Origin of the sequence: Muricaecibacterium torontonense (assembly GCF_004793925.1) — a bacterium.
Lineage (GTDB): Bacteria > Actinomycetota > Coriobacteriia > Coriobacteriales > Atopobiaceae > Leptogranulimonas > Leptogranulimonas caecicola.
On sequence record NZ_SRYE01000004.1, the window covers coordinates 235,781 to 261,360 of the forward strand.

The 25,580-nt window shown below is 60.1% G+C and carries 22 protein-coding genes and 2 pseudogenes; 12 read left to right on the forward strand and 12 right to left on the reverse strand.

Annotation, left to right across the window (positions count from 1 at the left end; all coding sequences use genetic code 11):
• Window positions 1–57: 57 nt before the first annotated feature.
• The 3 genes from argH to E5334_RS07405 all read right to left on the reverse strand — a co-directional run bounded on the left by argH (window position 58) and on the right by E5334_RS07405 (window position 3,619).
• Complete coding sequence (argH, locus tag E5334_RS07395) at window positions 58–1,491, reverse strand: argininosuccinate lyase (protein ID WP_136012949.1); 1,434 nt, start codon at window positions 1,489–1,491, stop codon at window positions 58–60.
• A 139-nt stretch (window positions 1,492–1,630) separates the two neighbouring features.
• Window positions 1,631–2,977, reverse strand: a complete 1,347-nt coding sequence (locus E5334_RS07400; protein WP_136012950.1) for an argininosuccinate synthase — start codon at window positions 2,975–2,977, stop codon at window positions 1,631–1,633.
• 207 nt (window positions 2,978–3,184) lie between these two features.
• Window positions 3,185–3,619 carry an arginine repressor gene (locus E5334_RS07405; protein WP_136012951.1) on the reverse strand — a complete coding sequence of 145 codons (435 nt, stop codon included), beginning with the start codon at window positions 3,617–3,619 and terminating at the stop codon, window positions 3,185–3,187.
• 286 nt (window positions 3,620–3,905) lie between these two features.
• Between E5334_RS07405 and E5334_RS07410 the strand changes: the two genes are divergently transcribed.
• Window positions 3,906–5,093: a hypothetical protein gene (locus tag E5334_RS07410; RefSeq protein ID WP_136012952.1), complete on the forward strand. Its 1,188-nt coding sequence runs from the start codon at window positions 3,906–3,908 to the stop codon at window positions 5,091–5,093.
• A 179-nt stretch (window positions 5,094–5,272) separates the two neighbouring features.
• Here E5334_RS07410 and E5334_RS07415 read toward each other — a convergent pair whose 3' ends face one another.
• Window positions 5,273–7,003, reverse strand: a complete 1,731-nt coding sequence (locus E5334_RS07415) for a phospho-sugar mutase (RefSeq protein WP_136012953.1) — start codon at window positions 7,001–7,003, stop codon at window positions 5,273–5,275.
• A gap of 237 nt (window positions 7,004–7,240) precedes the next feature.
• On the opposite strand from E5334_RS07415, the gene yihA reads away from it, so the two are divergent.
• The 3 genes from yihA to rlmKL all read left to right on the forward strand — a co-directional run bounded on the left by yihA (window position 7,241) and on the right by rlmKL (window position 11,534).
• Window positions 7,241–7,828, forward strand: coding sequence for a ribosome biogenesis GTP-binding protein YihA/YsxC (yihA, locus tag E5334_RS07420; protein WP_136012954.1), 588 nt, complete (start codon window positions 7,241–7,243; stop codon window positions 7,826–7,828).
• Window positions 7,829–7,919: 91 nt separating this feature from the next.
• Entirely contained in the window at window positions 7,920–8,831 is a 912-nt protein-coding gene (gene cysK / locus E5334_RS07425; RefSeq protein WP_136012955.1) for a cysteine synthase A, read from the forward strand.
• 123 nt (window positions 8,832–8,954) lie between these two features.
• Entirely contained in the window at window positions 8,955–11,534 is a 2,580-nt protein-coding gene (gene rlmKL / locus E5334_RS07430; protein WP_136012956.1) for a bifunctional 23S rRNA (guanine(2069)-N(7))-methyltransferase RlmK/23S rRNA (guanine(2445)-N(2))-methyltransferase RlmL, read from the forward strand.
• 147 nt (window positions 11,535–11,681) lie between these two features.
• On the opposite strand, the gene E5334_RS07435 is transcribed toward rlmKL, so the two are convergent.
• A complete protein-coding gene (locus E5334_RS07435) occupies window positions 11,682–13,163 on the reverse strand; it encodes a S10 family peptidase (RefSeq protein WP_136012957.1) in 1,482 nt (493 codons plus the stop codon).
• Window positions 13,164–13,534: 371 nt separating this feature from the next.
• Between E5334_RS07435 and E5334_RS07440 the strand changes: the two genes are divergently transcribed.
• Window positions 13,535–15,805, forward strand: a complete 2,271-nt coding sequence (locus tag E5334_RS07440) for a KUP/HAK/KT family potassium transporter (protein WP_338041726.1) — start codon at window positions 13,535–13,537, stop codon at window positions 15,803–15,805.
• Window positions 15,806–15,896: 91 nt separating this feature from the next.
• Here the strand turns inward: E5334_RS07440 and E5334_RS07445 are convergent, their stop codons facing one another.
• The 3 genes and pseudogenes from E5334_RS07445 to E5334_RS08840 all read right to left on the reverse strand — a co-directional run.
• Entirely contained in the window at window positions 15,897–16,889 is a 993-nt protein-coding gene (locus tag E5334_RS07445; RefSeq protein WP_136012958.1) for a sensor histidine kinase, read from the reverse strand.
• Between the two features lie 291 nt (window positions 16,890–17,180).
• Window positions 17,181–17,573, reverse strand: coding sequence for a winged helix-turn-helix domain-containing protein (locus E5334_RS08835; protein ID WP_275438989.1), 393 nt, complete (start codon window positions 17,571–17,573; stop codon window positions 17,181–17,183).
• 9 nt (window positions 17,574–17,582) lie between these two features.
• Window positions 17,583–17,906, reverse strand: a pseudogene (locus E5334_RS08840) (response regulator); the annotation flags it as partial.
• A gap of 140 nt (window positions 17,907–18,046) precedes the next feature.
• Here E5334_RS08840 and E5334_RS07455 point away from each other — a divergent pair.
• The 6 genes and pseudogenes from E5334_RS07455 (at window position 18,047) to E5334_RS07475 (ending at window position 21,450) form a co-directional block, all read left to right on the forward strand.
• Window positions 18,047–18,325, forward strand: a complete 279-nt coding sequence (locus E5334_RS07455; RefSeq protein WP_136012959.1) for a VTC domain-containing protein — start codon at window positions 18,047–18,049, stop codon at window positions 18,323–18,325.
• Entirely contained in the window at window positions 18,326–18,829 is a 504-nt protein-coding gene (locus E5334_RS07460; RefSeq protein WP_136012960.1) for a VTC domain-containing protein, read from the forward strand.
• 63 nt (window positions 18,830–18,892) lie between these two features.
• Window positions 18,893–19,144: pseudogene (locus E5334_RS08925) on the forward strand (DUF4956 domain-containing protein); the annotation flags it as partial.
• Window positions 19,145–19,193: 49 nt separating this feature from the next.
• Window positions 19,194–19,535, forward strand: coding sequence for a hypothetical protein (locus E5334_RS08845; protein WP_275438982.1), 342 nt, complete (start codon window positions 19,194–19,196; stop codon window positions 19,533–19,535).
• 21 nt (window positions 19,536–19,556) lie between these two features.
• The gene (locus E5334_RS07470; RefSeq protein ID WP_136012961.1) at window positions 19,557–20,117 is read left to right on the forward strand and encodes a carbohydrate-binding domain-containing protein; all 561 of its coding nucleotides are present in this window, start codon (window positions 19,557–19,559) and stop codon (window positions 20,115–20,117) included.
• Entirely contained in the window at window positions 20,029–21,450 is a 1,422-nt protein-coding gene (locus E5334_RS07475) for a carbohydrate-binding domain-containing protein (protein WP_136012962.1), read from the forward strand. Before E5334_RS07470 ends, E5334_RS07475 begins: the two co-directional genes overlap by 89 nt.
• A gap of 32 nt (window positions 21,451–21,482) precedes the next feature.
• On the opposite strand, the gene E5334_RS07480 is transcribed toward E5334_RS07475, so the two are convergent.
• The 4 genes from E5334_RS07480 to E5334_RS07495 form a co-directional block, all read right to left on the reverse strand.
• Window positions 21,483–22,349, reverse strand: coding sequence for an HAD family hydrolase (locus E5334_RS07480; RefSeq protein WP_136012963.1), 867 nt, complete (start codon window positions 22,347–22,349; stop codon window positions 21,483–21,485).
• Between the two features lie 20 nt (window positions 22,350–22,369).
• Complete coding sequence (locus tag E5334_RS07485; protein WP_275438983.1) at window positions 22,370–23,839, reverse strand: citrate synthase; 1,470 nt, start codon at window positions 23,837–23,839, stop codon at window positions 22,370–22,372.
• A gap of 9 nt (window positions 23,840–23,848) precedes the next feature.
• Window positions 23,849–24,142 (reverse strand): ACT domain-containing protein, encoded by a 294-nt coding sequence (locus E5334_RS07490; protein WP_136012964.1) that lies wholly within the window; start codon window positions 24,140–24,142, stop codon window positions 23,849–23,851.
• 90 nt (window positions 24,143–24,232) lie between these two features.
• Entirely contained in the window at window positions 24,233–24,715 is a 483-nt protein-coding gene (locus E5334_RS07495) for a CarD family transcriptional regulator (protein WP_136012965.1), read from the reverse strand.
• 181 nt (window positions 24,716–24,896) lie between these two features.
• On the opposite strand from E5334_RS07495, the gene E5334_RS07500 reads away from it, so the two are divergent.
• The gene (locus tag E5334_RS07500; RefSeq protein WP_136012966.1) at window positions 24,897–25,580 is read left to right on the forward strand and encodes a glycosyltransferase family 2 protein; all 684 of its coding nucleotides are present in this window, start codon (window positions 24,897–24,899) and stop codon (window positions 25,578–25,580) included.

Genomic DNA, 25,580 nt, shown 5'->3' on the forward strand with positions numbered 1-25,580 from the left:
CTGCCAAGAAGCCCTTTTTTGATACCGATAAACCCACGCTCCCAAAGGTCGAAGCACTTAGGAGGCCTGGATGCGCGCCTGCCGCTGGGAGGCCAACGCCTCCTGGATCTCTTGAAGCTGGTGCTCCACGGCGACAGGAGCGGTGCCTCCGTAGGTGGTGCGTTGGGCCACCACTTGGTCGATCTTCACTGCCTCCAGAGCCCCTTGGTCGAAGAGGGGCGAATAGCTGCGCAGCTCGTCTAAGGTGAGCTGCTGGAGGGTAAGGCCTTGCGCTACGCAGTCGGCCACCAGGCGCCCCACCACCCCGTGGGCCTCGCGGAAAGGCATGCCCTGCCCCACCAGGCAATCGGCTAGATCAGTGGCGGCCATATAGCCCTCGTGGCTGGCAGAAGCCATGGCGTCGCGCTTCACCTTCATGGTGGCGATCATGCCGCAGCAGGCGTCCACCGACCCCGCCACGGTGTCTACAGCATCAAAGAGCGGCTCCTTGTCCTCTTGAAGGTCCTTGTCGTAGGTGAGCGGCAGACCTTTGAGCACCGTAAGCAGGCTCATGAGGTCGCCATAGACGCGGCCGGTCTTGCCGCGCACCAGCTCGCAAAAGTCGGGGTTTTTCTTTTGAGGCATGATGGAGGAGCCAGTGGAGTGGGCGTCGTCCATCTCGATGAAGCCAAACTCGGCAGAAGACCAAACGACCAGCTCCTCGCAGAGGCGCGACAGGTGCATCTGGGCCATGGAGCAGGCGTAGATGAGATCTGCGGCAAAGTCGCGGTCTGCCACTGCGTCCATAGAGTTGGGAATAGGCGCGCTCATGCCCAGCTCAGAGGCCGTTTGGAAGCGGTCCAGCGGGTAGGTGGTGCCTGCCAGCGCTGCAGCTCCCAAAGGCGACTTGTCGGCTGCAGCCGCAGCCTGCGCCATGCGCTCCATATCCCGCAAAAACATCCATCCATAGGCCAGAAGATGATGGGAGAAAAGCACTGGCTGCGCCGGCTGCAGGTGCGTGTAGCCGGGCATCACCACGCCCATCTCCTGCCGAGCCCTGGCAATGCAGGCCTCCGCCAGCGCGCCCAGGGCTTCCCAGAGCGCCCACGCCTGATCCTTGGCAAAGAGGCGAAGGTCTGTGACCGACTGGTCGTTTCTCGACCTGCCGGTATGCAGCCTGCCTCCCGCAGCGCCGATCCTGGCTGTGAGCTCCCGTTCCACCGCCATGTGCACGTCTTCGTCTTGAGCCGGGTCAAAGGCGAGTTCTCCTGCCTTGATGGCAGCGGCCACCTGGTCGAGCCCTTGAAGGATCGCATCCACGTCTTGTGCAGAAAGGATCTCTTGGGCTCCCAGCATCTTGGCATGAGCGCGCGATCCGGCGATATCGTAGGGCCACAGCCGCTGGTCAAAGCCCAACGAGGCTCCAAAGAGCTCCAGGGCGCCTTCTGGCGTTGCCGAGAAACGACCGCCCCATAAAGGCGCAGCGTTTGAGGTGGTCTCTGTCTGGCTCATAGGTCCTACTTTCTGGCATGGCGCCATCTGGGATGGCGGCGTGTATCGGCAAGGAATCTTAACGACAGATGCGCAGGCTTTTGGCCCGAGTCGCTGCACCAAAAGCCTGCGCTCCTGTGACGAGAGGTAGGGTGGGTTTTTAAGAGAAGGACTTCACCTGGGCGGGAGCCCCGGCAGCCTCGACGCTCAAGACCAGCGGGGTGTGCAGGAAGGCGTCGGTCGCATCTGCAGACTCTGCCAGCTCCTCCAGCGAGCGCTGGGCCCAGACCTTGTTGGGCAGGCCAAAGAGATCCATGAAGCCCTTGGCGGCAGTGCGGTCGTAGGTGTCGCCCTCGTCATAGGTGGCCAGACCAAAGTCGTACATGGAGTGAGCAGACTTGGTGCCAATGACCGTGCAGGAACCCTTGTAAAGGCGCAAGCGCACATCGCCGGTGACGGTCTTTTGGGTGGCCTCGAAGAAGGCGTCCAACGCGTCTTTCAAGGGGCTGTACCAAAGGCCGCTATAGACCTGCTTGGCCCACTGATGCTCCAGCTCCAGCTTGGTATTGAGCACATCGCCAGGCAAGCAGAGGCTCTCCAGGGCTTGATGGGCCTTGATAAGGGTAAGGGCGGCGGGCTGCTCGTAGCACTCGCGGCTCTTGATGCCGATGACGCGGTCTTCGATCATGTCGATGCGGCCAAAACCCGCCTCGCCGGCAATGTGGTTGAGCTTGGTGATGAGCTCCAACATGCCCAGCTTTTCGCCGTTGAGGGCGCAGGGTTTGCCGGCCTCGAAGGAGATCACAATGTCAACGGGCTGGTCGGGCGCCTCGAGGGGATCCGCAGTCATGACCCAGGCGTCTGCCGGGGGCTCGTTCCAGGGATTTTCCAGCACGCCGCACTCGATGGCGCGACCCCAGACGTTCTCGTCGATGGAGTAGGGAGACTCTTTGGTGACCTCGATGAAGATGCCGTGGTCAGCACAGTACTCGATCTCCTGGGAGCGGGTGAGCAGGTCCCAGTCGCGCACCGGGCCCAAGATCTCCAGACTGGGATCGAGCGCCTTGCACTCCAGCTCGAAACGTACCTGGTCGTTGCCCTTGCCGGTGCAGCCATGGGCGATGGCCACAGCGCCCTCCTTGTGGGCGATGTCTACCATGTGCTTGCAGATCACCGGACGCGAAAGTGCGGAGAGCAAAGGGTACTTGTTCTCATAAAGCGCATTGGCCTTGATGGCGCAGGCACAGACGTCCTCAGTGAATTCCTCACGCATATCGATGGCATAGGAAGCCACCGCACCCAGCGAGATGGCCTTCTGGGCGATGGCGTCGATGTCGGAGGAACCGGGCTGGCCCAAGGCAGCAATAGCAGTCACCACCTCGTAACCTTGTTCCTGAAGCCAAGGAATCAAACAGGAGGTGTCCAAGCCGCCGGAATAGGCAAGCACTACTTTGCCCTTGGGGGCAGAGGTCTGGGCGGCAGTAGAGGCAGTAGCAGTGTGAGTCATGAGAAGCTCCTTCGCGAGATCCGAGACAATCACAAGCCTTAAATAAAGCTGTGAAAGACAACTATGTAGTTTTTGAAGTCGTTGCTTGAGGACTGCCCGCCCGTTGGGACCTACCAACGGTGCGGCCAACCCACCAGGGCGCCATACCCTAGTGCGGTTGGGGTCTGGGGCGCGGACACCCGGGATCACATCACCGGATGGCCGCTATCATCGGAAGTTGCGAAGCTTGTCTATGTGCTTCTCAAAGGCCTGAGCTGCCTCAGGGGAAGTGGCCACCACCAAAATGGTGTCATTGCCCGCCAAGGTTCCCACCACTTCTGGGAGATCTGCCGCATCGATGGCGGCAGCGATGCCAGAGGCAGTGCCTGGCTGGGCTTTCACCAGCACCAAGCTGCTGGATGCGGTCACGCCGACAACCAGCTCAGAAACCATGCGCTGAAGATGGAGGTCCTCAGCCAACACGTACACGCCCTCAGGAAGCTTGCGCAAACCCATGTCTGCAATGTCGCGAGAGACGGTAGCCTGAGTGCATACATAGCCCTCAGCCTCAAGCTCTTGGACCAGCACGCGCTGGGTACGGATGCTCTTGCTGCGCACGATCTCGCGGATCGCGTCTTGACGATCGTTGCGTCCCTTAACCAAGAGCTCCTCCTTTCCGCGCAAATCCTTTGGTGCTGGAGACCTTTCATGCATCACGATGTATGAAAGGCCCATCTCTCTCATAAGAGAAATCCGAGCGATTTAGAAAGAGTTTGGCTTGTCAAAAGAGTTTTGATGCACTTAATGGCTGTCTATTGATTGTTTCGTAACAATTGAGGCACGGCCAACGGTAGAAATCCTTCGGCCATCGGTGTTTTTATCGGCAGCAACCAGGTTCCTGAAGCCCAAGAACATGACTATTTTTTAGCCCTTGTCTAAAGAAGCTATCATGGATCTAATTGAGCTCTATTCGAACCATCGCACTATTACGTATCGAGGGGGATTTGTGAACGAGAACCAACATTTGGGAAGCGAGCGTCCGCCGCTCAGGCACACCAACTCCTCCAGATCGCGCCAACGCCGCCGCGCCGGCTCCCCGCAGCTCCACGGTCGCGGGCTGCAGACCCCCAGCCAGCGTCGGCGCAACGCCAGCGGCTATCAGCTCCAGCGCCACCCCATCAACTTCGCGGGGCGCCGGGGGCGCATCAATGCCGTAGACCCTCACTTCATCGTGCTGGCCGCCGCCATCCTTATTGTGATCGTCCTTATCATCTTTTGGGTGGTCTCCTGCTCGCATCCCCAAGAGGCCGCACCTGAGGCCCCTCAAGTCTCAGAGCAGATGCCCAGCGACCTTAAAACCGGCTACTCCCAGGCCCTCGCCCGCGCCCAGCAAATCGAAGAGCTGGCTCAACATCCAGAGAACTATCCCGAGCCCCTGCTTTCTCTCGCCCTGACAGAGCCTGGCGCAGTCTCCTTTGTCTACAACTGGCCCACCGCCGGCAAAGACGCCGACTCCCAAGAGCCCGCCGCCTACACCGGCGACCTCACCGCAGGCACCGTCCCCGAGCTGTTTGATTGGGATCTTCAGTGGGGCTACCGCAGCTACGGCAACGGCTATATGGCCACCGCAGGCTCGGGCCCAGTAGCCGCCTCTATGGCGATCATGGCCCTTACCGGCAGCCCCGACCTCTCCCCTGCCGCCATCGCCAAGCTGGCAACCGATGCCTCCAAGGCCACCGGGGACTCAGGCACCGATCCCTCCTTCTTTACCGAGAAGAGCTCCGACCTAGGCGTCGCCGTCACGCCGCTGGATATCGCATCCGCCACCTCTGGCGAATCCCCACAGTCTTCCGATGGCTCCAGCGCTCAGAGCGGCACGCAAGGAGCCTCTCAAGCCGGCAGCCAGGTCTCTGTGCTCGCCGATGCCCTCAAAGACAACGCGTACGTGGTAGCCCAGACCCGCGGCGGGGCTCTAGGCGCCACCGCCCACTGGGTGCTTTTGGCTCCCGGCGACGATGGCGCCCTCAAGGTCTACGACCCCGCCTCCACGGCCAACAGTGGCCATCAGTGGGATCCGGCAATCGTAGCCTCCGACCTCTCTGCTGCCTTCAGGTTTAGCGCCGCTGCCAATTCCTGAGGCCAAGGGTTTCTCGGCTAGGAGGCCAACGGGCGTCCTGCCCTCTCAAAGCCTCCCGTGGTTCAGAGAGCGTTGTTTCCCATTGGATGCACAAGAGAAGGCACCCCATCTCAAAAGATGAGGTGCCTTCTTCAGTAGGACACGCACGGCGCCGCGGGTCCTCTTAGAAGCGCAGGCGCTTAGGCAAGCAGGTTCTCCTTGGCGTCGATAGCCAGCTTGTCCTGGACAGCCTCGGCCTCTTCGCGGGTCTCGCCCACGGAGAACAGGTAGGCCTTGATCTTGGGCTCGGTACCCGAGGGGCGCACGATGACCTTGTGACCGCCGGCCAAGCGGAACTCCAGCACGTTGGCGGAAGGCAGAATCTGAGTGGGATCCTCGGGGTCCTTGTTGACGATGGGCATCTCGACGCCTGCAGCGTAATCGGTGTAGCCCTCGACGTCGTAGCCAGCGATGGTGGCAGGCTGCTGCTCGCGCAGGCCCGCCATGATGGAAGTCATCTTGTCGGCGCCGGCGGCCCCGGGGAAGGTGACGTTCACCACGCCGTTGAGGTAGAAACCAAACTCGCGGTAGAGCTCGTCCATGGCCTCATAGAGGTCCTTGCCCTGCTTTGCGTACCAGCCAGCCATCTCGCAGATGAGCATGGAGGTGACCACGGCGTCCTTGTCGCGAGCGTGGGTGCCGGCCAAATAGCCGTAAGACTCCTCGAAGCCCAGCAGATAGCGGTCGCCCTCGCCCTTGGAGGTGAGCATGTCGATCTGTCCACCAATGTACTTGAAGCCGGTGAGCACGCGGCGCATCTCAAAGCCGTAGTGGGCGGCCAGCGCGTCGGGCATGGAGCTGGAGACGATGGTGGAGACGGCCACTTTGCGGGCGACGTCCTCACCGGCCTCCTGCTTGAGGCGGGTGAGCCAGTCGATAAGCAGGACGCCTACCTCGTTGCCGGAGAGCAGCTTGTAGTCGCCGTTGTGGGGAACGGCGATGCCCACGCGGTCGGCGTCGGGGTCAGTGGCCAGAAGCAGGTCGGGCTTGACCTCGTCGCAGAGCTCCAAACCCTTTTGCAGAGCCTCGCGGATCTCGGGGTTGGGATAGGGGCAGGTGGGGAAATCGCCGTTGGGCTCTTTTTGCTCGGGCACTACCACCACGTTGTCGATGCCTACGCGGGACAAAATCTTGGTGACGCATTCCAGGCCGCTTCCGTTGAGCGGGGTGTAGACCACCTTGAAGGAGCCGTCCTCGGCCACGCAGCCAGGCACAGAGACAGTCTGAATGGCGTCCAGGTAGTCCTCGATGACCTGATCGGGGATCCAGCTCACCAGGCCTTGCTCCTCGGCCCGACCAAAGTCCATGGTCTTCACGCCGTTGAAGATGTCGGTCTTGTTGATGGAGTCCTGGATCTCGTCAGCAGCCTCATTGGCGATCTGGCAGCCGTCGGGGCCGTATACCTTGTAGCCGTTGTAGGGAGCGGGGTTGTGGGAGGCAGTGATGACGATGCCTGCCGAACACCCCAGATGACGGGTGGTGAAGGAGAGCACGGGCACCGGCTCGATGCGAGGAGCCACCAAAGACTTCACGCCGTTAGCGGCCAGCACGCTGGCAGCAGCCTTCACAAACTCCTCGCCCTTGTTGCGCGAGTCGCGCATGATGGCCACGCAAGGGTTCTCGAAGTGGGCGTTCAGATAGTCTGCCAGGCCTTGGGTGGCCTGGGAGACGGTATAGACGTTCATGCGGTTGGTGCCTACGCCCAGCACGCCGCGAAGGCCGGCGGTGCCAAACTCCAGATCGCGATAGAAGGCATCGACAATAGAATCTTCATCGTTCTTGGCCAACAGATCCTCGAGCTCGGCGATGAGCTCAGGTTCGTCGACATTCTCTTTCCAGAGCTGCGCGCGCTCCTGGATATTCTTTTCCATGGGTATCCCTTCCTTGTGGATATGTGTGGAACCAAAATCCACAGGTCCTAAAAGAAACCTGCGTGACTCCTCTTCAGCTCATTTTAGAAGCGCTGCTGTCCCTACAACCCTGGTAGTAGGCTGAATGGCAGCCAACGCACTTTTTTAACAGAAGAATCCGCAAATATATGCACCGGGGCCATAGCAGGCCGTCGAGTCGGGCATCATGAACAGAGACGCGCATAGAAAGGCATCCCTATGGCAAAGATCAACTATTCTGACGCCCGCTTCGAGGCGGCATTTGGCACTGCTGAACAGCTGCCAGAGGCCGCCCGTCCCGAGGTAGCCATTGTTGGGCGCTCCAACGTGGGCAAGTCATCCCTGCTCAACAGGCTGGTAGGCCGCAAGGCGTTGGCCAAGGTAAGCGCCAAGCCCGGCAAAACGGCCACCATCAACTTCTATGATGTGGACGGCATCTATCTCGTGGATTTGCCCGGTTACGGCTATGCGGCCGTCAGCGGCTCAGAAAAGCAGCGCTGGGCAGACCTCATCGCTGGCTACTTTGACCAAGAGCGCAGCTTCAACCTGGTGATCTCTTTGATCGACATCCGCCACGAGCCCTCCGCTCTCGACCGCGACATGGTGACCTTCCTCCAAGAAGGCGGCTACCCTTTGCAAATCGTGCTTACCAAAGCCGATAAACTCAGTCGCTCGCAACAAGGACGCCAAAGGTCCTTGATTGCCAAGGAACTGGGGATGGAGCCGTCGGATCTTTTGATAAGCTCCTCTGCCACCGGCGCCGGTATCGATGAGATCAAAGCCGCCATCGCCAAGGCAACGCTCTAACGACTTTGGGTACTAAGCCATCACGCTCTCCTGACACGCCTGCAGGCGCAGGCAAGAGAGCGGTTTAACCAGGCGATATCAAGGAGGATCTATGAACATCGCCACCAGTGTAAGCGCAGCCATTGGGGACACCCCGCTGATAGACCTGTCGCTGCTTTGCGAAGGCAGGGCCACCATCTTGGGCAAGCTCGAAGCCAAAAACCCCGGCGGCTCTGCAAAAGACCGCATAGCCCGCGCCATGGTTGACGCCGCAGAGCTGGACGGCACGCTCAAACCCGGCGGCACCATCATCGAGCCCACCAGCGGCAACACCGGCGTGGGCCTGGCCATGATCGCTGCCGAGCGCGGCTATTCCATGATTTTGGTGATGCCTGAGACCATGAGCGTTGAACGCCGCAAGCTTGCGGCCGCCTATGGTGCAAAGATCGTGCTCACACCGGGCTCCGAAGGCATGACGGGCTCGGTGAACAAGGCTGCTCAGCTAGAGAAAGAGATCGAGGGAGCCAAGGTAATGGGCCAGTTCTCAAACCCTGAGAATCCTCTGGCTCACTACCGCACCACTGGCCCTGAGATCTGGCATGACACCGATGGCGGCGTGGACGCCATCGTGGCCGGTGTAGGCACCGGCGGCACCATCTCTGGCGCCGCGCGCTTCCTCAAAGAGATGAAGCCCTCCGTCTATTCGGTTGCCGTGGAGCCTGCAGAGTCTCAGGTGCTTATTGGAAAGCCCGCCGGCCCCCATAAGATCCAGGGCATTGGCGCCAACTTTGTCCCTGACAACTACGACGCTTCAGTGGTAGACGAGGTTTTGCCTGTCACCTCTGATGATGCCGTCGCCACCAAAGTGCGCCTCTCAGAAGAGCTGGGGCTTTTAGTAGGCATCTCCTCGGGCGCTGCGGTGGCAGCCGCCTTGGCACTGGCTTTTCGCCCTGACTTTGAGGGGGCCGTCATCGTTGCCGTGCTGCCGGATACCGGCGAGCGTTATCTCTCGGTAGAGCTCTAACTACCAAGGGGCACAAGATGACTGAGGCCTGCTTAGGCCAATGGTATGAATTAGCAGACACAGGCACCTCGGACCGTTAGGATGGTGTCTGTGTCTGCTTGAAAAAGGAAGAAAGGCGGCTATATGCGTTTTTACGCTACCTGCCCCACGGGTCTTGAGCACCTCTTGGCTTCAGAGCTTGAATCCCTTGGCGCTTCTCGAGTGCGCCCTCTTATGGGCCAGGTTTCTTTTGAGGGACCTCTACGCGATGCCTATACCGCCTGCATGTGGAGCCGCATGGCCAGCACCATCGTGGCCGTCATCGAGCAAGCTCCCATCTCTGGGCCAGAAGACCTCTACCAGGTAGCTTCTGCCATACCTTGGGAGGAACACTTGGCCCCCTCCTCCACTTTTGCCGTCTTTTCCACCGGTGAATCGGCGGGGCTCGACAACACCCGTTATGTGTCCCAGCGTGTGAAGGACGCCATCGTTGACCGCATGTTGGCGGCGCGCGGCGTGCGTCCCAATGTGGACACCCAGCGCCCCGACCTCCGTATTCGCGTGCGTCTGCGCGAGGGGCACCTCTCCGTTGGCATCGACCTTTCTGGCGCCGCACTGTTCCAGCGCGGTTATGAGCGCGCCGAGCGCAGAGCCACCATCCCCGCGCTAAGGGCAGACTATGCCGCCGCCATGCTCTGGACCTCCGGCTGGCAGCACATGGTAAGCGAAGACATCGCCCCTTCTCTAGCCGTGGCCTTTGCGGGCAACGGGTCGCTGGTGGCAGAAGCCGCGCAGATCGCCTTGGATCGCGCTCCCGGCCTTCTGCGTGTGACCTGGGGGTTCACCCATTGGCTCAAGCATGCCACCCGCACCTGGACGCTTGTCTGCAAAGAGGCTGAGCACCGGGCAGACCAGGGCAAAGACCGCCCATTGATCCTCTGTGCCACTGACAGCCGCGAGGGCTATGCCACCGCCGTGCGCTCTATCCTGCGCGCCGCCGGCATCGACCGGGAACCGGAGTTCTTCTCGGTAAAGGAAGCGATGCACTTGGGCGAGCGTTTGAGCGAAAACCGCCTGGCAGTAGCAGACCTCTCCTGGCTCCATGCCGATGAGGCGCCCAGGGAAGCCGAGGCGTTCTCTTGCTTGGCCTCGCTATTCTCGGGACTGCCCGAGATCTGCCCCGCCTCCTGCCTCACCCGCGACGCGGCTCTGGACGCCCTCCTGGGCACGGAGCCTCAGGAGACCCTAGAGGTAAAGCTGGGCAAGGGCGACGCGACGCTGCGTGCCTACGACAATGTGGCCTTGGAGCCGGCAGCCACCGTCACTCTTTCCGGAGGCGATCAGATCCCCGTGCTGGTGCCCACCACCGACCAGTTTGCCGCCCGCCTGGAGAAGGTGGCCAAGGCGCGCAAGTCCTGGGCCCTGGAAGAGGACGTGACCTGCTATCGGGTCTACGACCAGGACTTGCCAGACTACAATGTGGCATTGGATCTGTTCCAGGGAGCCCCTCAGACGCCGGGCCGCTGGCTGGTGGTGCAAGAGTATGCCGCTCCCAAAGAGATCGATACCGAGAAGGTCCGCCGCCGCTTGATCGACGTGCTCACGGTGGCTCCAAGAGTTGTGGGAGTCCGAGGCCGGGACGTGGCGCTGCGCGTGCGCCAGCACTCCAAGGGAGGCTCGCAGTATGCGGCCCCTGAAGACATCACCCGCTCCATTCGCTCCCAGGAACTCTTGGCAAAGTCCAAAGCGCCGGGTGCACGGGTGCGCAAGCCAAAGCTTCGCAGGGTGGCCGGAGCCCCGCTTGCCCCCGGCGCCAAGCTGGTGGAGGAAGGCGGCCTGCTCTTTGAGATCAACCTGGTAGATCGCTTGGATTGCGGCCTGTTCCTGGATCACCGCCTGGTGCGCGCAGAGATCCGCGAGATGGCCAAGGCCATGCAGGGCTCCAAGCGCTTCCTGAACCTCTTCGCCTATACCGGCACCGGCACCGTCTATGCAGCCGATGGTGGTGCTGGCTACACCACCACCGTAGACCTGTCCTATACCTATTTGGACTGGGCGCAGCGCAATATGGAGCGCAACGGCTTTGTGGGAGAGAACCACGAGTACATCAAGGCAGACGTGTTGCGCTGGGTGGACGAGCAGCGGCGCACCAAAAACCGCTGGGACCTCATCTACTGCGATCCCCCCACCTTCTCCAACTCCTCCTCTATGGGATCACGCACCTTCGATGTGCAGGCAGACCATGCCGAGCTGCTCATAGGCATCTCCCGCCTGCTCACCCGCGACGGCGTGTGTCTGTTCTCCTGCAACCTGAGAAACTTCACTCCTGATGTGGAGGCCTTAAGCCGCGCAGGCGTCGAGATCCAAGACGCCACCCAAGGCACCATCCCTCAAGACTTCGAGCGAAACGCCAAGATCCACCACGTCTATCTGGTGCGCCGCACGCCGATCTCAGAGGAGAAGCTTGCCGAGCTCAAGGCCAGGCGCGCCAAAGAGGCTGCTGCACGCGGGCGCACAACGCCTTCGCACTCCGGCCGAGGCAGACGAGGCAATGGCGCCACCCAGGGCAAGCGCCCCTATGGGAAGGACAGCTCTTCTCGGCAACCAAGAGGCCAGAGGCTCCATGGCGCCCCTGGCCCTCGCAGAGGGGGCAGGCCTACGGGAAGCGGCCCGCAAGGCCAAAACCGCAAGGGCCAAGGCCGTCAGGGAGGCAATCGCCATTAAGCACCGAACTTGGGGTCTGGATACCTTGGGCTTGCGCACGGCCGCCCAGATAACCGCAGCTTGCTTAGGCGTTGCAAAACAGCAAAATGCGCGATCTCTCATAGGGAGACCGCGCATTTTGCTTGAGCGACTATTTGCCGAGAAACCCTAGTCGTCCAGCGCGCGCGTGCATTTGCCGTAGAACGCTTTGAGGTCGGCGGCCAAGAGTGCGGGTACCTTGTCGTCGGCATAGGTCATGTGGCCCGTCTCATAGACGCGATACTGGATCTGTGCCTTGAGCTCGGGCGGCAAGAAGAGTTTGGCCATGTCGTGGCGCACGTTCCAGAAGGGTGTCGCTGCATCGAAATAGCCGCCAATGAAAAGGATATGAGCTCGGGGATTGCGTCGCAGGGCGCAAGAGATGTCAAAGGACCCGTCGGGCACGATGGGCATCCCCTGGGTGCCTGGCGCCTGATGAGCCCAGTTCCATGCCTGGTTCACCTTGAAGTTGAGGGCGTTGTAGTTGGGGTCCACCTCATAGCCTGTCTCTTGGACCAAGCGTAGATAGGCCGAGACGTAAGGGGAATTGATGGCGTCCATAGAGGGGTCTTCGCCCGAGAAAAACTCGCTGTCCCCTTGGACGGGCTTATAGGCAAAGGAGGTATAGCGCATGTCATAGCGCCCGATAAACTTGCCCTCGGATTCCAAGAGATGGGCCCTGAAGTCATCGAGCTCGATACGTAGGCCGCGGCTCTTGATAAAGTCAGGGCTCAGGCCAATGAGCCGGCTCATCTCTTGGGCCACATCGTTAAACGTCTCTGTCGAGAGATTGTCCCCCTGGGTGATGGCGCTCGCCAACGTGGTATCTGCAAAGCTTTGAGCCTTGTCCCACCACTCAGAGACGGCGCTTTGCGCTCCCGCCTTGCCAAAGTGACACGCAGCAGCCGCATAGAGGGGAAGCATGCCCAAGTAATAGTCGTCGTTGCCAGAAAGCGTGGGGGCAAAGTCCAGGATGGAGGACTGCTCGACGACGCCGGTGACAGAGACGCCTCGCTCCCCCAGCAGCCTGAAGACCAGGGCATTGCGCAACGTGCCATAGGACTCACCGTAGAGGAAGAGTGGCGAATTGTAGCGATGGTGCTTTTGGACCCACGCAGCCACTCCCGAGGCGCAGGCGCTGGCGTCGCCATCGACGCCCCAGATCGTCTTGGCGTCGAAAGAAGGGTCCACCTTAGAGAGGCCGCATCCAAAGGCGTCGATGAACACCAGGTCGGATTCCTGGAGCAACGTGTAGGGATTGTCCCTGTACACGCTGGGATTGCTCAGATGATCCGTGCCGCGCACAGGCACATAGTGGGGACCCAGGCCGCCGATATTGATCATGTCTGAGGAAGCGCCGGGGCCGCCGTTCCAAAGAAAGGTCACAGGCCGGTCATCGGTGCCGTCTTGAGCCAGATAGCTGATCATGAACATCATGCCTATGAGTGCCCCAGTCTCGTAATGATGGATGGGCAGCAGCTCAGCGGTGGCCCTATAGCTTATGCGCTGCCCATTGGCGCCGTGCCACACCAGCTCTTTTGAAGAGGAGTCAGGGGCTGACGCGGGCGCAGGGGGCGCAGGGGCTTGAGGAATGGTGGACGTGTCTGCCATAGGGGCTCCTTGGATGCGGGCCGCACTGCCAGGACAGCTGTGCGGCGTATATAACCTAAAAGATCAAGGGTCTCCTATTGAGAGTACTCTGATTTAAGCCCTTGAGGCAGCCGAGAAAATCCCTGTGCCATTGCGTGCTCTTTTGCATGCTTGGGAATAGACTCAAAAGCGCCTTGCACCTAGGGCTTCTTCTCTTACAGATGCGTTTTGCTCCTTCGCTTTTTTAGGGGAATTCCTCAACGTGCAGCCACGCTCTTGAGGGTCTTCGAGCTTCTTGAGAGCACATGGTTTATAAAAGAGGCGTATCATCGCTAGGTTCTTGAGCACTATCCGTTTTACGTGGGTTTTTCACCCCTACGAGGAGGCATCTTTTGGCATCCACAGTTCCGGCCGTCGCCAAGAAGGCGGGCCACGGGGCAATCCCCTTCTCTCTTGGCATGTCCCTTGTAACCCTGGGCGTGGTCTACGGTGACATTGGCACCAGCCCTCTCTACGTTATGAAAGCCATTGTCGAGGGCAACGGCGGCCTTGAAAGCGTCTCCCAAGACATGATCATTGGCGCCGTCTCCCTCATCATTTGGACCGTGATGCTCATCACCACAGTCAAATATGTGCTTATCGCCATGCGCGCAGACAACCACAACGAAGGCGGCATCTTCGCCCTCTACTCGCTGGTGCGCTCCTGCGCCAAGTGGCTCATCCTGCCCGCTATGATTGGCGGCGCTGCTCTTTTGGCAGACGGCATCTTAACCCCCGCAGTCACGGTCACCACCGCCGTCGAAGGCCTTCGCACCATCGAGGCCGGCCATGCGTTTTTGGGCGACACTCCTACGCTCGTCGTGCTCATCACCGTCGTGATCTTGTGCGGATTGTTCTTGCTCCAACGTGCGGGCACCAACTCCATCGGCAAGCTCTTTGGCCCCCTTATGTGCACCTGGTTCTTATTCCTGGCCATCATGGGCGTAGTGAACCTGGCCGGCAATTGGGACATGCTTCGCGCCTTGAACCCCTTGCGCGGCATCATGTTCCTCTTTGGGCCCCTTAATAAGGCGGGCTTTGCGGTGTTGGGCTTCGTTTTTCTGGCTACCACCGGTGCTGAGGCCCTTTACTCTGACATGGGCCATGTAGGCCGAGTCAACATCTACGCTTCCTGGCCTTTCGTGGTAACCTGCCTTTTCCTCAACTATCTAGGCCAAGGCGCTTGGATCATCGCCAACTCCGGTAACGCCCAGCTGGCTTCCCTGGAGGGCCTGAATCCTTTCTTTGAGATGATGCCCGTAGACCTTCGCGCTTTTGCCGTGGTGCTTTCGGCAGTGGCCGGCCTTATCGCCAGCCAGGCGCTCATCACAGGCTCGTTCACCCTGGTCTCTGAGGCCACCCGCTTGAACCTGTTGCCCCACCTAAGGGTCACCTACCCCTCTCAAACCAAGGGCCAGCTCTATATCCCCATGGTGAACACCGTCATGTGGATAGGCTGCATTGGCGTGGTTTTGCTGTTCAAGACCTCCTACGCCATGGAGGCCGCCTACGGCCTGGCCATCACCATCACCATGCTCATGACAACCTTGCTGCTCACGGTCTATCTCTCTCAGGTGCGCCGTCACACCGCGCTGGCAGTGGTTTTTGCCGTCTTCTTCCTCGCTTTGGAAGGCGCATTCTTCCTATCCTCTCTGGCCAAGTTCCTCCATGGCGGCTATGTCACCATCCTTATGGCGGCCGTCATCTTCTACATCATGTATGTCTGGCGCCGCGGCTCGGCCATCGAGCGCTCCCAATCGGTTTATCTGCCGGTAAGCCGCTATATCCCACAGCTGGAGCGCCTTACCGCAGATGAGCACATCCCCATGTTGGCAGACAACGTGGTGTTTCTCACCAACGACGCCACCCCGGACATGTTGGACCGCGACATCCTCTACTCCATTTTGGACAAGCGCCCCAAGCGTGCCCGCTGCTACTTCTTCCTCACGGTGCGCGTGACCGACGAGCCCTACACCCACGCCTACACCGTCAATAACTTTGGCACCGACTTCATCTTCAAAGTCACCCTGCACCTGGGCTTCAAGATGAACCAGCGCGTGAACACCTACCTGCGCCAGGTTATTGGCGACCTGGTAGACACCGGCGAGATGGCTCCCCAGCCCATCAACTACTCCATCTACCGCGATCCCGGCAAGGTGGGCGACTTCCGCTTCGTGATGTTGCGCAAGCTCCTCACCCCCGAGACCGAGCTCTCCGGCAACGACCGCACCGTCATGAGCGTAAAATACGCCATTCGCCGCATCTGCGGCAACGCTGCCCAGTGGTACGGTCTGGCCACCTCTGGCGTCCTCTTCGAGTATGTGCCGCTCTTTAGTCGCGCCACACCGGCCCCTGTGCTGGAGCGCGTGCCCTTGGGCCTGAGCGAGCCTGAGATCGACGAGGAGTCAGACGAAGACGATGTGCTCTCTGCCGATCTGGCAGACGAGATGGCTGATACCCTGGCAGAGATCGAGGCCAACGTCATTGGCGGCAACGAGAGCTCCGACCGCACCGGCTGCCACCCCAAGATCATCTTCGATGCTCAGGGCAAGCCGGTGGGCATCGAAAAGCCTAAGCCCGGCGCCGAGAAGCCCGCCCATCCCAATGACCCGGACGAGCGCTAACTAGAACCATTGGGCACCCCACGCCTCTTGCGTCTCCTGTCGCCCTCCCGGCGACAGGAGACGTTTTTATGCAGGGGCAGCGACACCTCTATCACAAAGGTCGAGCGCTCAGGGGCGGTGGCCACAATGGTCCCCCCCCTGCCGCCCCTACGAAAGCCTTTGCCATGGCAAGCCCAATGCCATGGCCTCCCGTCTCTGAGGCGCGGGATTCATCGGTCCGATAAAAGCGGTCGAACAGAGCGGGAAGTTGGGCAGGATCCAGAGGTTCGCAGGTGGCGTTGAACACGCGAAGCTCTGCCGATTTCCCATCTTTGGAGGCCGCTAGACCCACCTGCACAGATGCGCCTTCCGGCGAGTACTTAAAGGCGTTATCCAAAAGGATTCCCACCAGGCTTCCCATCTCTGGAGCGCTGCCTGAGCCCACAAGGCCAGAGGCCACCTCGACTATCAGCTCTTTTGATTGCTGGGCCGCCACCGCTTCGTAGGGTGCGATCGCCTCTTGTACCACTGCAGAAAGATCCACTGAGCCGGTTTTCGCCTGGGCATGAGCCTCTTCCAGACGGGCGAGCGCCACCAGATCATCGGTGAGCGATTCCATGCGTCGCACCTGGGACTTTATGTCACCGATGCTCTCTGGGTCGTCCTCCCCCTCCAACTCCAACAGGTCAGCGTTGGCCAAGATGATGGATAGAGGCGTCCTAAGCTCATGGCTTGCATCGGTGATGAAACGGCGCTGCTTTCGCTGCGCTTCTACCAAAGGCCGTACCAGCTGTTTCGAAGCCAGCACAATGATGAGGCTTGCCACTCCATAGCCCGCCGCCATGGCCATCGAGGTGGCCACCGACCGCCAAGACTGATCCAACTGCCGCCTGCAGTCTAGAAAGGTGACGCGCTCGCCTTTAGGATCTGCCGAGAAAAGATAGCGATAGGCGCCGGAAAAGCCATAGGTCCCCAAAGCCTGGGGGCTTTGAGTCCCCTCAGAAGCACCCGCCTTTGGGAGCTGGGGTTTCTCGGCAGCCTGAGCGACCACTGCATCGGCGAGGGCGACGGCTCCGGATTTGTCCACCGAGGCGATATGGGACACGTCGGCGGCAACCGCCTGGCCTGCATCGTCATAGAAGACAGAGAAGTAGCGGGACTCGTAGGGCAGCTCCGGCGAGTAGGGAGGCTGGCGGGGGCCTTTATCGGCAGGGAGTGTCTCCCGGGTAGGGCCGCGAGCTCAGGGAAGGTGCCCTGGTTTTGGGCCAACGTGGCCAGAAGGGTGTCAGCCTCGGCGAGAATGGCCTGGTAGTTGAGCAGATTCATGGCCAAAAGGATGGCTGCAAGCAGGAAAAGCTGGGTGGCCATGGCGAGGCCTATGAAACGTCGGCGAAACTTAGCGATCATGGGAGTCCTTGAAGTGAGAGCCTGGGGAAGCCGCGGGGTCCTCGAGGATTGCAGGTTGCAGCGAGTAGCCCACATTGCGCGAGCTTTTGATGGTGAAAGGGGCGCCTACCAAAGCCAGCTTCTTGCGCAGGTAGGAGATGTAGGCCCACACCACGCTGATATCCGGGGCAGAAGAGGCGTCCCACAGTCGGTCCTGCAGCTGATCTGCAGAGACGATGCGCCCCGGATGGGCCATCAGATACTCCAGCACTTGAAACTCTTTGTTGGGCAGCTCCAAAGACCCTTCGGGGCCAGAAAGCCTAAACGTAGTGCGATCCAACGTGACGCCTTCTTTGGCGAGACGACCGTCTACCTCGGCATGGCCGCGAGTGATGGCGTGCAAGGCAGCGACGAGCTCGGCTGCCTCGAAAGGCTTGGTAAGATAGTAGTCAGCGCCGCTCTCAAGGCCTGTGACGCGATCGTCAAGCTCGGCTTTCGCCGTGAGCATGAGCACGGGAACCGGATTGTTTTAAGCGCGCAGAGAGCGCACCTCCTCCACTCCGTCCAGCTTGGGCATCATGACGTCGAGGATCGCCGCATCGTAGGCGCCGCTGGCAAGGTAAGCAAGCGCCTGGGCGCCATCTCCCACCACGTCCACAGTAAAGCGGCTCTTCTCTAAGAGCTTTTTTAGCACCCTGGCCAGGGGTGCTTCGTCCTCGGCTATCAGCAGTCTCACGACACTCCTTTGCTTCCAATCTGTGAGCCCAGTCTATGGAGCCAACCTAAAGCGAGCCTAAAGTCTTAAAGATTGTGGCGCCATTTTGAGTTGGCTTAAGCTTCGATGCCTAACCTCCTGCACAGACCAAAGGAGGTTCTGTGGCTTATACCGCACTCTTTCAAAGGCACGAACTCAAATACCTCTTGGACCTCTCCCAGTATGCCGCACTGCGAGACGCCCTCACCCTCTACATGGAGCCGGATCGCTGGCCGCATTCGACGGTGCGCAGCCTCTACTTTGACACGCCCAATCTGGTGCTGGCACGCCGATCTGCCGAGAAGCCCGCCTACAAAGAGAAGCTGCGCCTACGCTCCTACGGCCCGGCATCCGGCGAAACTCCAGTATTTGTGGAGCTCAAAAAGAAGTATCGCGGCTAGGTGTACAAGCGTCGCTGCCAGGCTGGCTACACTCAGGCAATGGCCTGGCTCTGGGGACAGAGCGAAGCTCCCGAAAGCTCTGCCACCGCCCGGGAGATCGACCGTTTCCTGGTTTTTTACGACTCGCTGGCACCCGCACTTGTGGTGAGCTACGAGCGCGACTCTTTGCGGCTGCGTGCCGGCGGGAGCCTATCTGACGCTTTAATGCCCGCAGCGCTTGCAGCGCACGACCCCTCAAGCCCTGAGCTGCGTGTCACCTTTGACCGCGCTCTCAAAGCAAGCGCCGCTCACCTGTCCCTGAACGCCCAGGCTTCAGGCGTCCAGCTTTTGCCCTCTTCCCAGGTGCTTATGGAGGTGAAGTGCGCCCAGGCGATCCCCCTTTGGCTCAGCGGCCTCTTGTCCGAGCTGCACCTCTATCCCTCCTCGTTTTCCAAGTACGGCCGCGCCTGGACACTCTTCGCCTCGATGCCCTCGACTCAAACCCTCCAGGCACTGGCCTGCTAAGAAAGGATGCACCCAATGGACACCTCTCTTTTTTCCACCCTCTTTGCCTCAGAAAGCCTGGGAATGAGTCCTGCGGGCTTTGGGATTGCCCTAGGAAGCGCGCTTGTGCTGGGACTCATACTGGCTGCGGCCTATAGCTTTAAAAGTAGGGTATCTGCTACCTTCTGCACCACTTTGGCCCTGCTGCCAGCAGTCGTCTGCGCAGTCATCATGTTTGTGAATGGCAACGTAGGCACCGGAGTGGCGGTAGCCGGCGCCTTTAGCCTGGTGCGCTTTCGCTCGGTGCCCGGCTCTGCCAAAAAGATCTGCGCCCTCTTTATTGGCATGGGCACAGGCCTTATCTGCGGCATGGGCTATGTAGCCTATGGGCTCGCCTTCACCCCTCATCATGTGCGCCGCCTTCTTGCTGGTGAACTCTTTTGGCACCCATACCAGCCGCAGCTCGCACTATCGCACGCTCACCGTCACCGTGCCCGAAGACCTGGACTACCCCCGCATCTTCGATGACCTCTTTGCCGCCTACGCCACTTCCCATCAGCTCATTCGCGTGAAGACCTGCAATCTTGGCAGCCTCTTCAAACTCACCTATGAGATCTGCCTTAAGGACGGCGCTCAAGAGAAGTCCCTCATTGACGGTCTTCGCCTGCGCAACGGCAACTTGGAAATCTGCCTCTCTCCCCAGCCTACCGAGGCCACTTCGCTCTAACCCGGACAAAAAAGGACACCCATGAAGAAACTTCCCGCACTTGTGGCAGGACTCTGCCTGTCCACCACGCTTCTGGCAGGCTGTGCTGCGCCCACCCTCCCCGCAGCGTCCCAGACTGCTCAGGGCGCCTACTTCACCGAGCGCGATTCTGACACCGCCTACGATGCCGACACCACCATCTCTCTTGACCTCTCCCAACTCGATAAGGCCACCCAGGCCCCCGGCGTGTCTGTGGATGGCTCTCAGGTGACCCTCACCCAGGAAGGCATCTATCTCATCTCTGGCCAACTGGCCGAAGGCTCCCTTGCCGTCGATGCCCCTCAAGATGCCAAAGTCCACCTCGTTCTACAAGAGGCCGCCCTATCTAACTCGACCGACACCCCTCTTGCTATCACCCAAGCCGATAAGGTCATTATCACCTTAGAAGGCAACTCGTCCCTTAGCCAAACCTCGGAGGACGCCGTCTCAGAAGGCTCCTCGTCTCCTTGCGCAATTGCGAGCAGCAGCGACCTCACTCTCAACGGAGGGGGGATCACTCACCATCACTTCTGCAGCAGGCAAGGGCATCGACTGCAAAGATGATCTGGTCATTGCCGGCGGCACCTACCAGATCGAAGCAGCCAGCCATGGCGCCGAAGCCAACGACAGCCTTTGCATCAAAGAAGCCAGCCTTCAGATCACCTCAGGCAAAGACGGCCTCCATGCCGAGAATGACGACGATGCCTCCCTGGGCTATGTCTATGTGGAAAGCGGGTCTTTGGACATAGAGAGCCAAGGCGATGGCGTGAGCGCCTCGGGCTGGATGGATATTGCCGACGGCAGCCTTTCTATCACCAGTGGCGGCTCCTCTGAAGCCACGCCCGGCTCAAACACCCAAGCCGTCGGAGAGCCTCCGGCACAACCAGGCGCGCAAAACGGCTCTTTGGGTCTAGGAGGGCCCGGACAAGACAGCAGCGATGCCCCAGGCTTTGGTGGCAAAGACAGCCCAAGTCAAGGACAAACGCCGCCTTCAGGCACCATGCCGCCTGCAATGCCTTCTGGAGAAGCCCTTGGCTCGAACGCTCAGATGCCTCCTGCTGCAGGGCCTGAAAATGCCGCAGCGCCCTCAGATACCAGCGCAGTAACGGGATCTACAGAAGACGCCAGCGACACCGCCAGCACCAAAGGTCTAAAAGCCGGCAGCTCTCTCACAGTGCGTGGCGGCACTCTCATCATCGATGCCGAAGACGATGCCCTGCACTCAGATGGCGACCTCTCCTTAAGCGGCGGTGAGCTTGAGTTGGCCTCGGGAGACGATGGCGCCCATGCAGAGGGGACCCCCACGGTCTCTGGAGGCGCCATTGCCATCTCTACCTGCTACGAGGGACTGGAAGGGGCACAGGTGGATGTCACCGATGGCACCGTTACCCTGACGGCTGCCGATGACGGCATCAATGCCTCCGACGGCAGCACTACCAAAACCTTTGGCCCTCAGCCACAACGGGGCTCTGCCTGCGCCATCACCATTTCTGGAGGCACCTTGGACATCCAGGCGTCAGGGGATGCCATCGACTCCAATGGCTCCCTAGAGATCACCGGGGGCACCATTGCCTGTGAAGGTCCCACCCAAGGAGACCCCTCGATTTTAGATTTTGATACCACTGGAACCATCACGGGAGGCACGTTCAAAGGCACAGGGGCTGCCAAGATGGTGCAGACCCTGACCACCGCCACCCAGGGGGTGCTTACAGTGAACACCGGGTCCCAGCAGGTAGGCGCCACAGTGACCCTTAAAGACGAAGCCGGAGCCGTCGTTGAGACCTGGGAGCCAAGCCAACCCTATGAGCTGATTATCTTTAGCTCATCGCAAATCAAGCCGGGGGCCGCTTATCAAGTGCAAGTGGGCGACCAAACGCTCAGCGTGCACGCATCCTGAGGACTCTCGCATACTTTGCGCAATCGTCAGCCTTAGAGCTTTTCCCAGGCTGCCAGACGTCTCAAAAGATAATCGCCCACGCCGCCCTCGTCGTTGATAAGGGCGGTGATATGGTTGGCATAGTCTGCCACTCCGGGCTGAGCGTTTGCCATAGCGACCCCATCGCCTAAGGCTGCGAGCATGGGGGTGTCATTCAAGCCGTCGCCAAAAGCGGCGGCTTCTTCTACAGGAATGCCCAAGTAGTCGCAGAGCCAGCAGGCAGCCGTACCCTTATTGGCCTCTTTATCGCTGATCTCGAGATTGCAGAATTCCGAGGAGGTGACAGTAAGGCCGCCCATAGCCTCGGCAGCCTCGAGCACCGCCCGGCGCTGCTCTGGCGTGTGGTAGTAGACGCTCATGCGATCCACTCGCCCCACCTGATCCAAGAGCTCAACAAGGCTCTCGACCACCCTGCGCGAGCGGCGCGTTTGGGCCAAAAAGTGAGGTTCCAACCCATAGGTGTCGAGCTTTGAGAATCGGTCCTTTTCGGCATAGGCGCAGCCATCGGCGAAAAAGTCGACGTTGACGTCCAGATGAGCCACCGCATCGAAGAGCTGGCGGGCCCGCTGGTGGCCCAAGGGCGTGGCGTGGAGCTCTTGGGAAGTCGTGGCATTGGCCACTACCGCCCCATTGCAGGCAATGATGTAGGAAAGGGCGGGCAGGGCGCGAAGCTCAGGGTAGACGCCAGAGACTGCGCGACCCGTGCAGATCACAAAGGGCACCTGATGCTCTTGAAGCGCCTCCAGGGCAGCGCGACAAGTGGGATGGACGCGCTTGTCGGTAGTTAAAAAAGTGCCGTCGAGGTCTGTGAAGACAATGGATAGGGGTCCTGTGGCGATCTGGGCGGGGTCGTGGGTCATGGAGCTCTCCTGGCCTTTGGCTAGAGACGATCGTTCAGGGGCACGTAGGTGGGGTGGGATTCCACCGAGATGTAGGCTGGTCGAATGATGCGGCCGGCGCCATAGAGCTCCTCCATGCGATGGGCCACCCAGCCAGAGAGGCGGGCGATGGCGAAGATGGGTGTGTGCATCTCGGCGGGGATATCCAACATGTCGTAGACAAAGCCGGCATAGAGGTCCACATTGGCGCAGAGGGGCTTGGCGGTCTGCCGCACCTTTTGCACCACCTGGGGCCCCAGCCGCTCGATGGCATGGATGAGCTGATAGCGGCTGGTATATCCCTTGTTTTGGGCCAACTGGGCGGCCTGGGAGCGGATGATCTCGGCGCGAGGGTCGGAGAGGGTATAGACCGCGTGGCCTACGCCGTAGAGCAAGCCAGACCCGTCGAATGCCTCTTTTCTGGCGATGCGCTCGAGGTAGGCAACCACTTCCTCGTCGTCGGTAGGATCTTTTACGTGGGCTGCCACGTCGTCGATCATCTGGCCCAACTTGAAGTTGGCACCCCCGTGCTTGGGGCCTTTGAGCGAGCCCATGGCAGCGGCATAGGCCGAGTAGGGATCGGTGCCAGAGGAGGAAAGCACGCGGCAGGTGAAGGTGGAGTTGTTGCCGCCGCCATGCTCGGCATGGAGCATGAGCATCGAGTCTAGGACCATGGCCTCTTCATGGCTGTAGTTTTTCTCGCCGCGAAGCACGTCCAAGATGGTCTCTGCCATGGACAGGCCTGGCTCGATGGGAGGGATGCGCAGCTGAGTCTGGTTGGTCTCGGCGCTGTAGGCGTTGGAGGCGATGGCGGCGATACGCGGCAGCCTTGCCAAAAGCGAGAGCGCCACGTCGATCTCATGCTCGGGATCGGTGGCATCCGGGTTCTCATCGAAGGCGTAGAGCAGCAGCGTGGCTCGCTGGAGCACATTCATGATGGAGCTGGAGGCCGTGGTGCGCGGGAAGAGCGCCAGGTAGCCTGTGGGCAGCGAGCGGCGCGCGTCGATGCGCGCGTTATAGTCTGCCAGTTGGGCTGCAGAGGGCAGCTTGCCGGTAAGCAGGAGATAGGAAAGCTCCTCGTAACCAAAGCGATCCTCGGCGTGGGCCGCCTCCACCAGCTGGCCTATGGAGTAGCCGCGGAGGATGAGGTCTCCCTTATCGGCATGAATACCGGCTTCATCTTTGGTATAGCCGTGCACATTGCAGATGGTGGTAAGGCCAGCCACCACACCTGATCCATCGTCATTCCTAAGGCCGCGCTTCACGCCATAGTGGCGGTAAAGCTCTGGGTCGATGGCGTCGATGGAGAAGAAGCCCTCGTAAAGCCCGTCGCTCACTGGCGGGCGGCCCAGCGAGACGGAGGGCATGGGGCTCACATCCATCACGTGAAGCAGGGCTGAGGTGGCTGCCGAGGGAATCACCGGACGATAGGTGCCAGGCGTTGCCAAACGATAGGTCGCGTCTTGAGTCATAGGGGCTCCTTAGAGGCGATACATGAAGCGGAACACATCCTCGCGCTGGAGCATTACCTGCACGCCTAGGGATTTGGCGACCTCATCGAGCTCCTCTTTGAGAGCGTCGAACTCCACGCTGACGGCGGTGAGGTCTACCAGCATGGTCATGGTGAAGATGCCCTGCAGGATGGTTTGCGAGATGTCCAAGATATTGGCGTCGTGGTTTGCCAGCACCTGAGTGATGGCGGCAACGATGCCTGCGCGGTCAGAGCCAAGCACCGTGAGAATGGCGCGGCCTTGGGTGGCAGAGACAGCTTCCATGAGATCCTCCTTATTACCAGAGAGGCCCCGGATTGGCGGGGCCTTAAGGCGTGTCTGCTATTAGCTTATAGGATGGATGTGCGCAAATGGCTAAGAGAGGGCGGCCTGAAAACGAGCCGTTATCTGATCGGGAGATTCGTCCAGTGCGCAAGAAAGCTCAGAGAGGGAGCGCTCCTGAGCCTCTTTGTAGATGCGCTCGTAGATGACCGGGGCCTTTTTATGGGAGGACTGGGCATCTTGGATACGGCTACGGAAGGTTTTGGCGATGCGCACCACGTCTTTGCAGGAACCGTGGCGGATAGCCTTTTTGAAATGCTTCTCTTCAAGAACGGCAGAGCGGTCAGTGAACGGGTCGAGCTCCATCTCGCAGATGTTGTTGATAAGGCCGTTGGCCTCTTCTGCAGAGACCACCGGACGCAGATTGTCCTCTGACGCCACGGGATACTTGATGAGCATGGGATTGCGGCCATGGGTGGGCATGAGGTGATAGGTGGGGGTGTCTGAAGTGTCGATTGCTTCTACGCGACAGACGCCTTGACCGGGATGGACGATAAAATCACCGACTGAATACATACAATTCCTCCGTTTCCCTTGCATTCATTGTAGCACTGGATATAATGAAAGATTTTTCTCATCTTAAAGACTATGAGGAAACCTCATAGACAGCTGTCTGACCTGCGGATAAACGCTTCTCTACCAATGGACAATGCTAGGATGGGTGGGCAAGCGACTCTTGAGCAAAGGTGGTCCCCTGTTGAACATCCTGGCCGTAGTGCCCGCCTATAACGAAGAAGAGAGCCTGGAGGCCACCGTCGACGGCCTTAAGGCTGCCTGCCCTTGGATCGATGTGCTGATCATCAACGACGGATCCCGCGACCGCACTGGCGAGATCTGCGACGCCAGGGGCTACAACCACTTGGACATGCCGGTGAACTGCGGGCTCACCTCTGGCTTTCAGGCAGGCATGAAGTATGCCTTGCGCAATGGCTACGATGCCGTGGTGCAGTTTGACGCAGACGGCCAGCACCTGCCGGACTACATTGCCCCCATGGCCAAGGCCATGGAAGACCAGCAGGCAGACATCGTCATCGCCAGCCGCTTTTTGGAGGGCGAGCGCGGCCGCTCCCTGCGCCACGTAGGAAATGCGCTTATCTCCTGGCTCATCCGCATCACCACCGGCGTCACCATCACAGATCCCACCAGCGGCATGCGCATGTTCTCCAAAGACATGTTCGATCCCTACGCCACCGGCATGGACATTGGGCCCGAGCCAGACGCGGTGGCACTGCTCATTCGCAAGCGCGGCGCCAAAGTCATCGAAGTGCCCGCTCAAATGCGCGACCGTATGGCCGGCGAGAGCTACCTCAAGCCCACCAAAGCCATACTTTATATGGCTCGCACCTGCTTAAACATCCTGCTCTTCCAGTGGTTTCGATAG

Coding starts and splice junctions, on each gene's coding strand:
- argH (WP_136012949.1), bottom strand. CDS start 1,491: ATGAGCCAGACAGAGACCACCTCAAACGCTGCGCCTTTATGGGGCGGT.
- E5334_RS07400 (WP_136012950.1), bottom strand. CDS start 2,977: ATGACTCACACTGCTACTGCCTCTACTGCCGCCCAGACCTCTGCCCCC.
- E5334_RS07410 (WP_136012952.1), top strand. CDS start 3,906: ATGGATCTAATTGAGCTCTATTCGAACCATCGCACTATTACGTATCGA.
- E5334_RS07415 (WP_136012953.1), bottom strand. CDS start 7,003: ATGGAAAAGAATATCCAGGAGCGCGCGCAGCTCTGGAAAGAGAATGTC.
- yihA (WP_136012954.1), top strand. CDS start 7,241: ATGGCAAAGATCAACTATTCTGACGCCCGCTTCGAGGCGGCATTTGGC.
- cysK (WP_136012955.1), top strand. CDS start 7,920: ATGAACATCGCCACCAGTGTAAGCGCAGCCATTGGGGACACCCCGCTG.
- rlmKL (WP_136012956.1), top strand. CDS start 8,955: ATGCGTTTTTACGCTACCTGCCCCACGGGTCTTGAGCACCTCTTGGCT.
- E5334_RS07435 (WP_136012957.1), bottom strand. CDS start 13,163: ATGGCAGACACGTCCACCATTCCTCAAGCCCCTGCGCCCCCTGCGCCC.
- E5334_RS08845 (WP_275438982.1), top strand. CDS start 19,194: ATGGGCTCGCCTTCACCCCTCATCATGTGCGCCGCCTTCTTGCTGGTG.
- E5334_RS07470 (WP_136012961.1), top strand. CDS start 19,557: ATGAAGAAACTTCCCGCACTTGTGGCAGGACTCTGCCTGTCCACCACG.
- E5334_RS07480 (WP_136012963.1), bottom strand. CDS start 22,349: ATGACCCACGACCCCGCCCAGATCGCCACAGGACCCCTATCCATTGTC.
- E5334_RS07485 (WP_275438983.1), bottom strand. CDS start 23,839: ATGACTCAAGACGCGACCTATCGTTTGGCAACGCCTGGCACCTATCGT.
- E5334_RS07490 (WP_136012964.1), bottom strand. CDS start 24,142: ATGGAAGCTGTCTCTGCCACCCAAGGCCGCGCCATTCTCACGGTGCTT.
- E5334_RS07495 (WP_136012965.1), bottom strand. CDS start 24,715: ATGTATTCAGTCGGTGATTTTATCGTCCATCCCGGTCAAGGCGTCTGT.